Raw genomic sequence first — 15341 nt, 5'->3', positions numbered from 1 at the left:
AAATTTATATTTTATGCGGGAGCTCCCCTGATCCTGTATGGAGTAGACTTAGATAAGAGGTAAGGTTTAGCTAGAGAGTAAGATATTTATGCATATATCCATATGTATTTTATTGTTGGGTAAGTCTCATTGCGCCGCAGGGTTCAAAAGGTCACGTTAATATCTTGGCCTGTGTAGATGCTCTACCATGCGTTTCTTATTTTTACGAAAGTTGTAGCACTTATGATTGATATTCCCATAGATACCATTCTTTTTGTTTTGTTATCGATATTGTCGGTACAGTTGATCTTGGTGGTGCTAATTTATTTTTCATTGGTGAGTCTTCATCAGCATGTTTTCTGAGGCAGGCGATAAACTTAGCCGTTTGCAGATAAGGGAATAAACATTGGATATGGAGAGTTCTGGTTTTTATGGAGACATAAAAATTTTAATGACTTAAAAATAACACACAGAGATAAATAAGGGTTCATCGTTGATGAAGCACTTAGGTGGTAGGAGTTGAAGCGTTTAAAGAAACTCTAAAAAAAGCCCGCGCCTACAAAATAAATCTCTATCCTGTTGGAGCGGGTCAGTTATTTTCCAATAAAATAATGGGTAATTTCTACGTGTGTGAAATTTACTAGGGTACTAATTCAAATTTATCCGCGTTCCATTCCCATGTAGATGCGGTAGTACCCGCACTGGCCACACGAATGGTATGCGTGCCTTTGGTGAGTGCGATTTTGTTACTTGAACTTATTTTTTGAAAGTTATCCCAACTGCCGTTATTCGGCACAGCTTGGGTTAATACTTTTACGCCATCTACGGTCACTTCCAGTGCGGCGCCAGTCATAGGTGAACTTACGTAAGCATTAAAACTGTAGTTACCATCGGCAGCTACATTCACGGTGTAATTCGCCCAATCGCCACGTTGATTGTAATTAACCGCGCTCACGCCATTAACCGTGTAGATTTTAAAACCATCGTATACACCGCCTGTTGCGGCAAAATTTTCGGCTTGTAAGGTCATGCTTACGGGTGTGGGAGTAACCGGTGAACCTATAGGATCACTGCCTACTTTGGTCACTCGAATTACATCACCATTCCATTGCCATGCGCTGGTGCCTGTGCTTTCAATACGCAGAGTATGGGTGCCTGCGCCAATAGACAGATTATTGACAAGTGTGGTTGTAGTGTATGTTTCCCAGTCGCCGGTTGTGCCCAGGGTAATTGTACCCACCGCAATACCATCAATGCTCAGTTTTGCACCAATGCCGCTGGTCATAGGTGATGCGGTAACAATTTCAATTTTATATTGGCCGTCTGTTGGCAGTGTGACTAAATAATCGCCCCAATCACCAACAGAATTGTAATTAATATTGCCGCCGCCGGATTTATTGAAACCGATAATGGTATCGCCCGCTACCGCACTGGTTGCTTTACCGGTATCAAAATAATTCGCGAAATCGATGGTTTGTGTAGCGCCACTGGCAACACTGCTGTTGGCACTAGAGCTTGATTGTGCACTAGAGCTGGATGAACTACTTGCAACACCATCGACCAACTTGTAAGTATTAATCCAATCAACGTACATGGTATTCATTGAATCATCGTTGAGTTGGCTTTGAACAGCAAGGCCACCCAGCCAAGAAAAATCGGCAGTCCATAAATCCCAAATAATATTCATATCTCTGGTGAAATCCCGTGCAGAAACAACGCTACCTGCAGGATAACCATTTAAATAAAATTGAATATTTCGGGCATCTTTTTGCCATACACCGAACGTAAAATAAGCCTCGTTCCATCTAACCCCTTTTCCTGGCGCGCCATCCGGCAGGTTTCGGTTATCAAAGTTGCCATGGGCTCTTTGGGTATCGCCATTTACAACATGAAAATACTGAGAGTTCATTTGCCATGGAAAATTAGGCTGACAGTTACACGAAGGGTTAGGATTGTTTTCGATGATGTCTATTTCATCGCGATTGTTAATGTCCCCGTTATTCAACCAAAAGGTGCTGTACGCAGAAATGTTCGCGCTTTTAATTCTAGCCTCTGTGTAGTAAGGATATTTAATTTGTGCATTAGACATTACCCGAGAACCATTAAACCACCTTGCACCAGTGCCAAGCGTTCCCTTGATCCATAAGTTTCCGTTTGAAACACCAGAGTTTTCAGCCACCATATTAACGGGTTCGCCATAATTCCATAAAGGCTTCTGCCATTTGCTCGTGTCAAAGCCACTATTAAAATCATCCGAAAGATTACTTTGTTTCTGCCACATTTTTCCCGCAGGAGGCGTTGGTTGAGCAAAAATGCTGGTACTGAACAATGTTAGTGTCAGTATATAAAACAACTTTCTTTGTGTTAATTTTTTCATTTTAATGTTTTCCTCTTTATTATCTATTAACTGCATTTAAACATTGCGGGATATTATCCTGCTCTTTTAAAAGGTATAAAAATTCCCGCTTCAATCAAGAGGCGGGAAAATACCTCAATTTAATTTTTATCTACATTTAATTTACTGGCACAAACTCAATGCGGTCTGCATTCCATTCCCAAGTTGAAGCCGTGGCGCCTGCAGAAATAATACGCACGTTGTGCATACCCTGCGTGAGGCGAACACTGTTGCTGACTTCTAAGGCGGCAAACACATCCCAATTGTTATTATTCGGTACTGTCTTTTTCGCGACCGAAATGCCATCAACTAATATCTCTATCGCACCACCAACTTGAGTGGTACCCAAATAAGCATTGATACGATAGTTGCCGGTTGCGGTGACATTGATGGTGTAGTCAGCCCACTCACCGCGTTGGTTGTAGTTAACTGCAGCTACGCCCGTTGCGGTGGTGTACTTTTGTAGGCCTTGATAGGCGCCGCCGGTAGTGGTGTAAGACTCGGCTTGAACCACTATCGGAGTTGGAGTAGCAGATGAGCTAGACGCGGCTGATGAGCGTGATGAAGATGTTGCCGCTATTTGAGTAAATTCAATGCGATCTGCATTCCACTCCCACGTTGAGGCAGTAGTGCCTGCCGACACAACGCGCAGCGTATGAGTGCCTGCACTCAACTGCACACCGGTGTTTAGGGTTAATGGCACAAACGCATCCCAATTATTGTTATTGAGTACTGTCTTTTTACCGACCGAAACATTGTCGATGAAAAGCTCAATTGCACTATCCGCTAGTGTGGTACCTAAGAAAGCATTAATTGTGTAAGTGCCGGCACTGCCGATAGTGAAACTGTAATCAGCCCAATCACCACGTTGGTTATAATTGATTGCCCCAATACCATTTGCAGTGGTGTATTTTTGGAAGCCTTGATAAGTGCCGCCCGTTGCAATGAAGTTTTCTGCTTGCACAATCACTTTAGCGCCTATGCCACCAATGCTTGATGCAACTGACGAATTAACGGCTGAGGATGGCGCAATGGATGACTTAGCTACTGAGGACGGAGCTGCCGATGACGTAGGTACTGACGATGCTGCAACGGAAGACTGTGCCACGGATGAGCGCGATGACATTGTTGATGCACTTGCCGCTGAACTGGAAGGAGAATTTGTGCCGTCCAATAATTGTAAAAATTGCGCGCTGTGACCAAACCACTGCCATTCCGATGCGCCCGCACTCATAATTTTCACCCAATGTTTGCCTGGGCTTACTGTAAAGGTAGTTGGAAACCAATTTTCAAAGTGTGCATCCCAATCGCCTGAAATATTATTTAAATTTTCAGACAGCACTTCTTCGTCATCAATAAATACTTTTACTCCGGTGCCAGTTTGAATAGGCGTGCCAGCACTGAGCATAAAACTAAATTTACCGCCGCTACCAAAATCGATTTGATAACTACCAAACTCACCGCGAGTATTGTCGGTGATGGCTGATGGAAAACCTTTTGTACCCCAACCCACAGCACTCGCTGCATAGCCTTCAGCAACGGTCGCATTGCGCCCGGTGGTGCTAAAGTTCGCAAGCGTGATGCTATTTTCACTGCCCACTTCAACCAATTTAACGCGCAGCGTGAAAACGTTACCCGGTAAATCTGCATGAGTGCCGGTTAATGTAACTTCACCTGATGCGATATGGGTAAGGCTACCGGTTTCAGCATCATAAGTTTGTGCAGGAACTATCACGCCGGAAGCAGTCACTGTTGCGATTGCGGGGTTGTCAGAAACCCATTTAATATTTTTGTTGGTGGCATTACTTGGCGTGATGATGGCATCAATCACGTGGCCGTAATGCGCGTAGTAGTAACGAATATTGTCAGCTGCTGCGCGATAAGGGCTAAGACGGCGCTCAGAAAGCACTAACAAATCCGTTGTTTTAAAATTCACTGCAGTGGCTTTTACCGGGTTTTGGGTACCAGATGTTGCGCTGCCAATATAACTTTCGACCGTGCCAAAGGGTTTGCTATGTTGTTGTAAATATTCTAATGGTTGATTGGCACCTTTGCCGTTTTGATGACCATCTCCATCGCGAGCTGCAACGCGCATGCTGTAGCGTGCGTTACCGTCTGCTTGAATTGCACGCCAGCCTTTACCGTTGTGATTTTCGAGGGCGTCGGTTGTCCATACACGCACATAATCAATTTCGTGGTCATGTTGTAGTTCAGCTGGAGTGGGCAAGCCAAACCAATCGGGCATGGTTTCGGTGTCGAGCAAAATATACAGCGGAGTATGGTGATAACGGTTTTTCATCGAACGAATTAATTTACCATCTACATACCAGCGAAGTTCATCTGGACCCCAATAGAGTCCATATACGTGGAAGTCGGCAGCAAAATCTATGTCGGCTTTCCAGTGGCCGCCGTTTTGTAGCCCAGCTGCATGGGGCAGCAGATCATCGCCACCTTGCCAGCCTTCACGACCGCAACTTTGACCAGAAGCTTTTTTACTGAAAATACGGTGATCGTCACCTTGGTATTCAAATACCCAAGTATTCATATTGTAATAAGGGGCCCATTCAGGACGGCGCCCCGCTTGTTCGTATACATCGATTTCAAGATTATGGTCTACCAAGGCTTTGGTAAATACTCGCTCGCCTTTGATGTAGCGCACATCTTCCATTGATTTTGAATACAACCAAAAAGCACTAGAACCGACCCCTACTTTAGAGCGCACCTCAAAATAACCATAACGCACAGGTGTAGCGTTCATGGCGGTGGCTGCGCTCCAACCATTCATAAAGTTAGCGTTCAAAAAACCATAAATTTGCGACTCTACTTTTTGTTTAAGGCTGAGTTTTAGTAGGCCGCTTTCCTGGCGCACATTTTTTGGCAAAAAAGGCGCTGGCTCACGCCCGCCCCATGTGTGGTTATTAGTCACCCATTTACCGGTGCTGTCACTTGGGCTTTTAAGTACATCTAACGTGGCTTGATTAAATTCATCACTTGCGGTTGGAACAAAACGCCAACCCGCTTTGTTGCTCAAATCAGACAGCGGGAAGCTTTGTGCGGCGGGAGTGTTATCGCGCACTATGGCTTCTGTAGCAGACCAAGGTGAGCGAATACGCATATAAGGGTATTCATAGGCTTCGGTGACTGAGTGGCCGTCTTTATCCCAATAGGTGTTGAGATTCCAAGGGGAACCATCGCACTTGAATTTATAAGACCAAGGATCACCGCCACTAAAGTCATCGGCTTTGGCTGCTGGGTTTTCTTGGTCCCAATAATTGACACTTTCAACGCGGTAATCGTGGAAGTTACCTTCCCACGCAGTAGATTTTGCTGCATACGCGGTGGGTAATATGGCTGTACTTGCGGCAATCACAACGAGTGATCGCGCCACACAGAATAGGGGGCGAGATAGTTTTTTCACAGTTGGCTCCAGGTATTATTAATTATTAACGCCGGCTGCCAAATGCTTCATTGAGGTTAAAACCGCACGAGGCAAATAACCAACAATTAAATGTTGACAATTGACAGGGGCTGACACTGTAAGCCACATGCAGGGGGTAGGGCAAGTAATTGGTATTTTTAGGCAATAAAATGCTACTCAGGTAACATTTTATTGCTTTTGAGGGGGTTGGGGCGGCAGGTAGTTATCGAATATGGATGTAATCAATTTCCCATTGGCCACTTTCACTCGCGCCGATAAACTCAATGCGCAGACGTTTCAGTACCGCATGTATGCGCGCTCATCAATAATACCTAACCTGTTGTTAGTAAATTTTCTTGTGTTAATTCGTACTGAGAATTAGCAAGGTTGGTTTTGTTAATTTTGCTATTTGTTTTAATCAATTTGGTTCCGAGAACATATGCTTTGGCATTGTTAATTGCATCTACCGCCAGCAATTCATCCCCTGCAAAATACCAAGTGGAAAATTTCTGTTCAGTGGTGTTTTCGCGCCGAATTATGATTTGATCATAACCACTGGAGAGCCCTACCATTTGTAATTTTACATCGTACTGATCCGACCAGAACCAGGGTAGGGCATTATAATCTTGCGCTTTACCACAAATATCCAGCGCCGCAATTTTGGCTTGATCGACAGCATTTTGTACCGATTCCAAACGTATGTGACGTTGATAGTGTGGATTAAAGTGATAGCTGCAATCGCCAATGGCATAGATGTTTTCGTTGCTGGTGCACGCCTGTGCGTTGACACAAATGCCGTTTTCAATGGTTAAACCAGCTTGTTCTGCGAGGATTTTATTGATCCGCACCCCGACCCCCACAATAATAATATCAGCTAGATATTCTGCACCGTCGCTGGTATGCACTTTATTAACGCCAGCATCGGTGGTGATGGCACTGACATTTTTCTCGGTAACAATTTTTACACCATGAGCTTCATGCAGTTGTAAAAAAAAGGCCGACATTTCAGGGGCGGTGACACGGGCGAGAATGCGATTTTCACGCTCTAGTACCACCACAGATGCGCTCAATTTTTTCAGCGAGGCCGCCGTTTCCAAGCCAATATAACCACCGCCAATAATCACAACACGTTTGTTTGAGCTGCTGTGAAGAGCCGCTTTGATGCCAAGGCTGTCTTCCAGATTGCGCATAAAAAAAAGATTGTGCGCATCAGTTAAGCCACTGATCGCCGGCACTATAGGGCTTGCGCCGGTCGCTAGAATTAATTTGTCGTAATAGAGTTCATCACCACTATAGGTAGAGATTTTTTTTGCCTTAGCATCCAGCTGGGTGACTGTAACTCCCAGCAATAATTCGATGTCATCTTGTGTGTAACTGGCTTCTGGCTTGAGCGCCAGTTTTTCGATTGGATCATTGCTGGTGATATAAGTTTTTGATAGTGGCGGGCGGTGATAGGGCAGCCTTGGGTCACTATCGATAAGTACAATTTTTCCTGCCCAGCCCTCTTTGCGCAGTGCAAAGGCGGCGTTAACACCGGCGTGACTGGCGCCGACGATAATACAAGTTGCTGTTGTAAGCGGATGCTTAGTCATAGCCTTTAACCCACAAATAATTGTTTATTGTTGTTTGAATGTTGTTGATTGGTTTGGATTGTTTAGCCAACAACTTCGAGTACCAAGCCATCTACCTGAGGGGTGATTTCAATTTGGCAACACAAACGACTGAACTCATTTACATTGTCGTCCAGCTCCAGCATGTCTTTCTCAATGTCACTGGCAGCGGTTAATTTACTGGCATGCTCTGCTGGAACATAAACATGGCAAGTTGCACAGGAGCAAACGCCACCACAGTCGCCGCCAATACCTGGAATGCCGTTGTTAACCGCCAGTTCCATTGCATTGCCTGAAGTTGCCTCTAAAGTGATGCTGTCTTTACCGGGAGTAATAAAGGTAATTTTGGCCATTTTGGTTTCTCGTGTAAAAATGTTATATTCAAGAATTGTTCGAGTAAGAGATTATTTTGATAATTGCAGCTGCAACTTGTGGTAACCCACCTTGCGCTGAAATTCACCCCAGTTTTCAATATTTTCCTGTGCATCACCCAGGGTTATTTTATCGACTTGTTGGCACAGCTCATCCAACAGAATTTGCATGATTACCCGCGCGTGAGTTGCACCAAGGCAATTGTGATGACTAAAACCAAAACCGACGTGCGGATTTAATTTTCGATCCAGCATTACCTCGTTAGGGTTTTCAAAAACGGTTGCATCGCGGTTGGCGGAGGCCCAGCAGAGTGAAATTCGGGTGTCGTTTTTGACTGCATGGCCACAAACTTCACTATCTTTAGTCGCAACTCTTCCCATATGGGTGAGGGGAGAGAAATAACGTATGAGTTCTTCAATCGCACGGTTATGAATTTCAGGTTCTTTGCGTAAACGCGTCAGGGATTCGGGGTTTTCACCCAAATAAGCAAGAGTATTAGTGACCATATTGATTACTGTGTCGCGGCCGCCAGCAAAGGTGAGCACAATGATGCCTTTAATTTCATCGTGAGTTAATTTTCTGCCTTGCACTTCAGTGGCTAATAACACCGAAAAAATATCGTCGCTGGGTGATTTTTCTGCCTCGGCGATTTTTTTATCAATGTAGTTATAAAGTACCTGAGCTTTGCTGCCATCTAATGGATTATCTTCACTGCGAAATACGTGGGTTCCCCAGCTGATAAAGACATCCGCTTCTGCATAGGGAATATTGAGCAGTAGGGTTAAGGCGCGAGATTGTAGCGGAAGCGCAAAATCGTAAATGGCTTCAATGAAATCCTGTTGTAGAGATTCTTGCACCAATGTCGAAATTTGTTGGCGCAACGCTTGGCGATAATTTTCCGCAAGAGGGCGTTTAAACCAAGGCTCTAAAAAAGCACGGTAATCGCCGTGAAGGGGCGGGTCTACTTCAAAAGGAACTTGGCGAATATCGCGAATATTGACTTCGGACGGCACCACAATTCTGCCGGGAGTGGCGGCAGAGCTAAAGGTTTTCCAGTCGTGCGCGCATTTGCGTAAATCTTTATGGCGCAGCACCATCATCACCGGATCATTTTGATCATCCACAAAACCAACACCTTGCTCAGTGCGAGCTTGCTCAAAAGGGTCGGGAATACCAGTGTGATTAAACGGGCACTTGCTCATAATGGGCGTCTCCAAGCGATCATTGATGGCTTTTATGATAGAGCGGAGACCTTGTGGCTAATACACAGATAAGGTGAAAAAATATCACAAATTTGACATGCCATTGATTGGATAAGTGAATAAAAGCGAAGTTGTTATACTCGGCGGGCAATAAAAAAGGCACTTTCAAGGCCTGTCTGAAAGTGCCATTGATTTATTTGAGAGGTTACTTTTTTAGGAACTCATCAAAAAATGTTTTGGAATTATTGAGTGTTACAAATCCAAATATCCAGGCATTTTCAACGCAGTCGGAAAAATCTAAACCACCGGCTTTAATTGAGGGGTTTTCGTATCCGCTGATACTGTTGTTTGCATCCGCAACTCGTTGCGCTTCATTCCAAATATTCCCTACATCTGGATCGGCTTTTGCTCTCTGCCAATCACTACCATCTTTGGTGTTAAATCCCGGTGTGCCGTTACCCGTCGAATTACCATCAGCAATTTTGTTGTATTGCGCGGTATTTTTCACATAGGTTAAATCGGCGGGTGTTGTTTTATCTTCGTTCCAGTTGCTGTGTTGAACAACATGAAAGCGCGTTTTCAAATTAATGCCGGGGTTAGTCTGCTGAATGGCTTTGAGTACATCGGCGGTAAAATCCGATTGGCCCGCTTCTTGTACCCAAATATCGCCGCCGGCATTCAATGTTGCCAAGGCTTTTTGCGTGACGTTATTAACGGCAGCATTCCAATTGGTAGAAGCGTTAGACCAATTGCTTCCAAACGCTAAGTTAAAAAGTTGTGGTGCATCTATATAGCGGCCACCTTGAGTGCCGATAGTTCCAGCTACTGCATGGTATTTCACATTATTAAAGCGTGAATCGCGCAACATGGTGGCTAGGGCAGCAACTGCGTGCACATCATCTAGATCAGGTTTTTGATCGAAGTGGGCGAGCAATAAATCCTTGGTTGTATTGAATTTTCCGAGAATGACATTATCCACTGGTGGATTGTTGGTGTCTGGTTCTACTTTTTTAATGTCGATCCAATTTAGGTTGAACCCCCCTGTGAGCATATTTAAACGCAGTATTTTTTTGCCTTCAGCGAGGCTTTTTTTAGCCGAACTGATTGTTTGCCAGCTTTGCCATCCGCCTGTGTTTGGAATGGTCAGTGTGCTACCCAACAGAGCGCCATCAATATCAATACTGAGTGTGCCGGAAGTGTTGGGCGATGCAATGCGGAGTTGAAGTTGGTATTCGCCTGCAGTAGTGATATTGATGGGGTATTCCAGCCATTCTCCGCTATTAATCCAGCCGACATTGAGGCCACCACCAGTGTCAGTTGTCGCTTGAATATCAACATTACCTGTTTGTCCTTGTCCTCCTTGATTGCCTGATGTTGTATCAAATGCGGTTAAATAATCTTCTGCCTGAATTTTGGCTGGGACATTGATGTAGCTGATAGTGGGTTGGCCAAAACGGTCGCAGCGCAGTGTGCCGCACATGCAAATACTAAGGCTGGATTTGCTGTTGGCACAATCTGTCGCAGAGCTGCCGTAGGTGTTTTTACACTCGCTTGTAGTGTTGCACTGATCCTGTGCCAATAATGTGCTTGAAAACAATAATGCAGAAATAGAAAAACAAAATTTTATTTTATTCATGTTTATCTCCTTTTAGCTAAAGCTGACGGTAGATGGGTGTGTTTGAATAGGTGTAGCAGAATCCGCTAACAGATTGAGTTTATGCTGATGGTAGAATTATTTTGTGTTGCTGTTCGCAAGGATTAGAATGAAAAAATTATGCGGATCTATAATTATTTATTTGTGATCTGCTTAGTAAAAGCTCCAGCGGAACTGGAGCTTGTTTGCTTGAGTGTGAGGTGAAAAAGTAGCGGTAAAAGGCGATTTTAATGAGCTGATTTGATGAGGTGGCGCATGAAGAGGTCGCGATTAAGAATGGCTCCTTTGTGTTGAATTACCAGTGCAGATATTTTTGCCGCAAAACGAATGGCATTTTCGGGGTTTAGCCCGCGTGCGCGAGCCGCTAGATAGCTGCCATTAAAAGAATCACCTGCTGCAGTTGTATCTATAATCTGAGTGACGGGCTCAATAGCGACTTCCAATTGTTCTTGGTTTGACTGATAAATAATAGGAGCAGGGCCATCTTTAATAATAATTTCATCAATATCATAAGCACTTAAAAATTTGCTAACCGCGATTGCGGAGTCTAGCTGATAAAGATTGGTGAAATCCTCCAAGCTCGGTAAAACCAAATTGCTTGCATGAAAAGCGAGTTCGTATTGGGCTTTACAATTCTCGACGGAAGACCATAGTTTTGCGCGATAGTTGGGGTCAAAAATAACTTGTGTGCCCTGTTGTTTTAATCGATGGATAAAATCCCAAAAGAGGTCGCGGCTGTCTTTTTCTAATATGGCCAAAGAAATGCCGGAAAAAAACACTTGATCGGGAGCTGTGAAAGTCGCAGCGGAAAATTGCGCATGATGCAAATGCATGACTTGTTTTGCTGCTGAGTCATTGCGCCAATATTGAAAGCTGCGCTCGCCACTGGGGGTATTGTTGATCATATAGAGCCCCAAGGTTTTACTCAGGTGCTTATAGATCAACGAGGTATCTATATCTTCTTGCTGCAAACTAGAGATTAGTTCAGCGCTGGCGGCATCCACACCGACCGCGCTCATAAACGACACTTGTATCGCTTCGGGTGCGCAGCGTTTTAAATATACCGCCAAACTGTGTACATCTCCGGCAAATGATTGTTGCCATAAGCCCGGGCTAGCGGGGCTTAGTTCGAGCATACTTTCGCCAATAATCACAATTCGTTTCATCGCATATTCGCTTATTTCGGGCACTGTTAAGGGGCTGCTTTCTATTCTATAGATGTACCGGCTTTATGTAAAATGTTGACAAAGTTTAGGTGGCGCATGTTGGAAAGAATCGCAGTGTCCAGACGATGCTTACCCGTTTTATGAACAATGATCTACTCTTGTGTATAAGATGACATTGCAGGTTAACAGCGAATTCAGCGGGAGAGGGATTGTGTGCTTACATCTGCGCCATATAATCGGAATTCTATTCTTTTCGGGAGTGGGGGTCTCTTGCGGCTGCTTTGGCATGCAGGTTGTCAATTATCGTGTCCCCAGCACCCCTATAGATCAATACGAAAACTATACGATTGAGCTACTGACCTTGGCTCTTGAAAAAACTCGCGCTCGCTATGGTGACTATGAGCTTCAGCCTTTGCCTAAGGGGTTTAATAGGCTTAGAGCCAAACAAGCGATTGCAAGTAATGAATACCCTAACTTGGTTATTGAAGATAGTTATGATGGAGTCGAACGATCTGCTATTGCTTACATAGAGTTTCCCATCGATTTAGGAGTTTTGAGTTATAGGGTATGTTTTGTCAATCCGGGTGTGGCCCAAGCAGTAGCAGCAGCGAAGGCTTCTGATGAGCTCAAGCAGTACCGTATTTTGCAGGGTATTAATTGGACTGATACAAAAATTTTGCATGCCAACGGATTTAAAACACTAGAGGTGCCTGCTTACAAAAGCTCATTTCGTATGGTTGCCTCTGGCCGGGCGGATTTATTTTGTTTGGGGGCTAGCCAGATTATGAATGAGTATCTGCATAACAATTCAGGTTTGCATCTGACTATTGATGACAGTTTCTATTTTTATTATAAGTTGCCACGATTTTTTTTCGTTAGCGTGCAGAATAAGATATTAAAAGCCAGAATTGAACAGGGGTTGCTGGCTGCATATAAGGATAAAAGTTTGCAGGCGCTTTGGGATAAAAAGTTCCTAACCAGCTTGAAGTTTATACAACTGAGTAAGCGAAGAATGTTTTTGCTCAACAATCCGTTAAATGCAAAGTTAAATTCTGCCTACGAACACTACTTTGCACCACTGCCAGAAATTGCCAAGACAATTGATGTTTCCGTAAAAAATAATCAGTAAAAATAAAAAAGCCATACTCGGGTGAGTATGGCAAACGGCACGACAAAGAATGTTTAGTGGGTAAAGTTTCGGCTGTAGTGAAATGCTCTTAATGCCGCTGAGCTTATGTGGCCGCCATCATCCGCAAAGGTCACCTCAATCTGATTGTTAGCTTTGAGGATTGAATAGGGCACAGGGATTTCAATTACACCAAAAAAGTTTTCCCGCCCTTTGCCTTGGTGGTATTGATCATAGCCGCGATAATCTTTTGGTACAGTTACTTCGGTGCCATTAATGGTCACTTTAGGCTGCAAGGATTTTCCGTGATCCCTACCTATGCCCAAGCGTAACGTAGCCTCTCCAAATGCTGCTGGAGTGATGCCGTTTATCGCAAAGTTAAGGGGACTATTGGTTTTAATTGCCTGCAAATAATTTGTTGCATATGTTTTCTGTTCAACTTTAGTTTGATCGATTACTACTGCACTTTCATAGTTCATGGTAATGATCATGGTGCCACTACCTCCAATGCTTAACGAATCTGGAAACTTGTCGCTAACCGTTTCGCTTAAGACCGGCGCGTTTTGGCTATCCAGATGTAAGTGTTTAATCGTCGCATTGGCAAAGGCAGGATTATTTAATGAATAATCATTCAGTGTGAATTCTTGCGCGTTAAATTCCAAATTGTTAATGATGAGATACACCCGCTTATTGTCGGCATAAGCATTGACGACCAGATCGGGATCGCTAGAGGTAATATCAATACGTGTTCCTTTTACGTCTGACCACAATTGATAAAACTTGATCATGTCAGTGAAAACCCATTCGTCACCAGTTTCGCCGGGTGCCTCTTTGCGTTGACGCATAAGGCGGTCATTGTAGGGTATGCCATTAACGCGGCCCCACTCGGCTTTTATCGGCAGAAACGGAATCGTTTTAGCAATATTGTTGGGGCGTTCAAGAAAACTCATCAATAGACCGTTAAATGCAATCAGGCGTAATCCGTCGCGCTGTGGGGTCCAGGGATCAGAAAACATGGAGTGAATGCTGGCGCCATATTCCGATATCACTAAGGGCTTGATCTTGCCAAATTTAATCGTGTCATATTGCTCGAGCAGATCGAGGGTTGCCTCGACGTTGCTGCCGCGACGATATTTCTCGCGATTATTGTGCGCCGGAAAGTCATAGAGATGGATTGAGTAAAAGTCCATATTGGCACCGGCCAGATCAATAAAAACTTTGTCGCGGTTTAGCCATTGTTGAAAGTCATTTTTATCGTAATCGGGAAAGGCCACTGTGTAGCCGCCAATTAAAACATCGCTATTGGTCTTTCGAATTTCTGCCGCCACTGTGTTGTGAAACTGGAATACTTTTTCTACTGGCACTGGTGATGCACTAGCATCCACCAGGTCGTAAAGAGGTTCATTCATAACCTCAACATAGAGCGGCTTAGGTTGACCATATAAATCGCCTGCGCCTTTATTAAAGTATTTCGCGAGATACTGCCCCATGTAGTGGCCAGTGGCAGTTCCAAAAGGTTCACTGGGGGTATCGGTCTGTGAGAGTGCCCAGCCTTTGCGGGTCAGTTTGCCATCTGGCCAGAAGGGGTGTTGCTGCGCCCCTATAATCATATCTGTTAGCCGGTTTTCAAACTGACGAATTTTGGCACTGTTGGCGTTGTTGCTATACACCCAGCGTGCGTCGCCACCTTTGGTTTGGGCGTGACTCTCGCTGACAAAACCCGGGCGAGCGGGGTCTTGATTGAGTTCCCCGAGTTGCCAGGTGATGCCGCCGGTATCGCGGCCGAAATACACGTCATAGCCGTCCATGACTTCGGTAATCAGGTCAGGTGAGGCGTTGGGGGCTCCCAAACTTTGGGCGTTTGAACCAAACCAGTCGGCTTCGGTGTTGGACGAGTGAATGGTGATGAATTTGCGCCGATCAAAACTGTGGATATCGCCAACAATATGTTTGATGTCTCTATTGAAACTGATTTTCGGCCTGCTGTCAGTTGAAGCGACTGAGCTGTTCGGTGTGCTCGACAGGCTAGTGCTGCTACTTGCGACTAAACTGCTAACGGAGGTGGACGATTGTGTGGTGCTGACACTGGCTTTGCTTGATGCTGGAGGAGTTGATGTTCCGCCACCGCCACCGCCACAGCCGCCCAAAATAAGGGTATAGGTTGCGATGCTAATTAGTTGAGTGAGTTTCATATCACACCTGCAATGGTTATGTTTATTTGGCCAAATGATTGGCTGCAATGCGAAGGTTAACAGTAGATTTATAACATGTATATATTTAATTGTTAACAAAAGTGGCGCGTGTTACACTTGATTTAGAGTTTCGATTAAAGTGGTGTGTGTTCTGCAGATCTGCCCCTGATGCACCAGAGTAATTGCAGTAGGTTTGATTTTGTCGGTATTTATGGGCTGGGCGATCA

Annotated in this window: 9 protein-coding genes; 1 reads left to right on the top strand and 8 read right to left on the bottom strand. The window is 44.5% G+C overall.

Annotated features, from left to right (window positions below; translation table 11 throughout):
* Positions 1 to 619: 619 nt before the first annotated feature.
* The 7 genes from NNX04_RS05010 to NNX04_RS04980 all read right to left on the bottom strand — a co-directional run bounded on the left by NNX04_RS05010 (position 620) and on the right by NNX04_RS04980 (position 11766).
* The gene (locus NNX04_RS05010; protein ID WP_410004078.1) at positions 620 to 1666 is read right to left on the bottom strand and encodes a carbohydrate-binding protein; all 1047 of its coding nucleotides are present in this window, start codon (positions 1664 to 1666) and stop codon (positions 620 to 622) included.
* Positions 1667 to 2492: 826 nt separating this feature from the next.
* Entirely contained in the window at positions 2493 to 5792 is a 3300-nt protein-coding gene (locus tag NNX04_RS05005; protein ID WP_261947687.1) for a carbohydrate-binding protein, read from the bottom strand.
* A gap of 332 nt (positions 5793 to 6124) precedes the next feature.
* Positions 6125 to 7384 carry an NAD(P)/FAD-dependent oxidoreductase gene (locus NNX04_RS05000; RefSeq protein ID WP_151030840.1) on the bottom strand — a complete coding sequence of 420 codons (1260 nt, stop codon included), beginning with the start codon at positions 7382 to 7384 and terminating at the stop codon, positions 6125 to 6127.
* 62 nt (positions 7385 to 7446) lie between these two features.
* Positions 7447 to 7755, bottom strand: coding sequence for a 2Fe-2S iron-sulfur cluster-binding protein (locus tag NNX04_RS04995; protein ID WP_151030841.1), 309 nt, complete (start codon positions 7753 to 7755; stop codon positions 7447 to 7449).
* A gap of 51 nt (positions 7756 to 7806) precedes the next feature.
* Complete coding sequence (locus NNX04_RS04990) at positions 7807 to 8976, bottom strand: cytochrome P450 (RefSeq protein ID WP_151030842.1); 1170 nt, start codon at positions 8974 to 8976, stop codon at positions 7807 to 7809.
* 205 nt (positions 8977 to 9181) lie between these two features.
* Positions 9182 to 10612 (bottom strand): carbohydrate-binding protein, encoded by a 1431-nt coding sequence (locus NNX04_RS04985; protein ID WP_151030843.1) that lies wholly within the window; start codon positions 10610 to 10612, stop codon positions 9182 to 9184.
* Between the two features lie 245 nt (positions 10613 to 10857).
* Positions 10858 to 11766 carry a sugar kinase gene (locus NNX04_RS04980; RefSeq protein WP_410004089.1) on the bottom strand — a complete coding sequence of 303 codons (909 nt, stop codon included), beginning with the start codon at positions 11764 to 11766 and terminating at the stop codon, positions 10858 to 10860.
* Between the two features lie 316 nt (positions 11767 to 12082).
* On the opposite strand from NNX04_RS04980, the gene NNX04_RS04975 reads away from it, so the two are divergent.
* Entirely contained in the window at positions 12083 to 12925 is an 843-nt protein-coding gene (locus NNX04_RS04975; RefSeq protein ID WP_151030845.1) for an amino acid ABC transporter substrate-binding protein, read from the top strand.
* A 53-nt stretch (positions 12926 to 12978) separates the two neighbouring features.
* On the opposite strand, the gene NNX04_RS04970 is transcribed toward NNX04_RS04975, so the two are convergent.
* On the bottom strand, positions 12979 to 15114 hold the full coding sequence (locus NNX04_RS04970) for a cellulase family glycosylhydrolase (protein WP_261947686.1): 2136 nt from the start codon (positions 15112 to 15114) through the stop codon (positions 12979 to 12981).
* Positions 15115 to 15341 lie beyond the last annotated feature (227 nt).

This window comes from Cellvibrio sp. QJXJ, from assembly GCF_024452345.1.
In the GTDB taxonomy this organism is placed as follows: Bacteria; Pseudomonadota; Gammaproteobacteria; order Pseudomonadales; family Cellvibrionaceae; genus Cellvibrio.
Note: the sequence above shows the minus strand (reverse complement) of the source record. Positions and strands in the feature narration are given on the sequence as shown.